This window comes from Bradyrhizobium sp. NBAIM08 (assembly GCF_020193935.1).
GTDB lineage: Bacteria > Pseudomonadota > Alphaproteobacteria > Rhizobiales > Xanthobacteraceae > Bradyrhizobium > Bradyrhizobium yuanmingense.
This window is the reverse complement of sequence record NZ_JADYVR010000631.1, coordinates 1-426: the sequence shown is the minus strand read 5'-3', so window position 1 is coordinate 426 and position 426 is coordinate 1. Positions and strand designations below refer to the sequence as shown.

Genomic DNA, 426 nt, shown 5'->3' with positions numbered 1-426 from the left:
GGCCTCCACAGCGAGATCGTGGCCCAGGCCCCGCATCGTCAGCCCCTGCGCACCGCGCGCATCAATCGACGTCAACGCGGCCGCCACGATCCCCGCCCGGTCCAGCTTCCGGCCCGAACCCTCAGCACCCGCAGCATCAGCATCAGTGCCCGAACCCTCAGCGGCACCGGAGCCTTTTGCTTTGTCGGCGGCCATCACGACATCCGACCGCGGAAGACCGGACCCCGGTGCAGGCGCCCAGGCCAGCCACGGTGTCGGCCGGCAGCCGCCGACACGGTCTTCTCGGGGACAGCCGACATGGTGAGCATCTCTGCATGCTAGCGAGCCAGACATCACCACCCGCCGGTCCATGCGAACCGGTGCCGGCCGGACCCGACCAACTCCCACCCCCCTCCATCTGAGAAGAGCCCGAAACCTATGACGACC

The 426-nt window shown here is 69.0% G+C and carries 1 protein-coding gene; it reads right to left on the bottom strand.

The annotated features are described in order from the left end of the window. Positions 1-195: hypothetical protein (locus I6F37_RS41300; RefSeq protein ID WP_225154565.1), on the bottom strand; the 195-nt coding region annotated here is incomplete at its 3' end. Between the last annotated feature and the right edge of the window lie 231 nt (positions 196-426).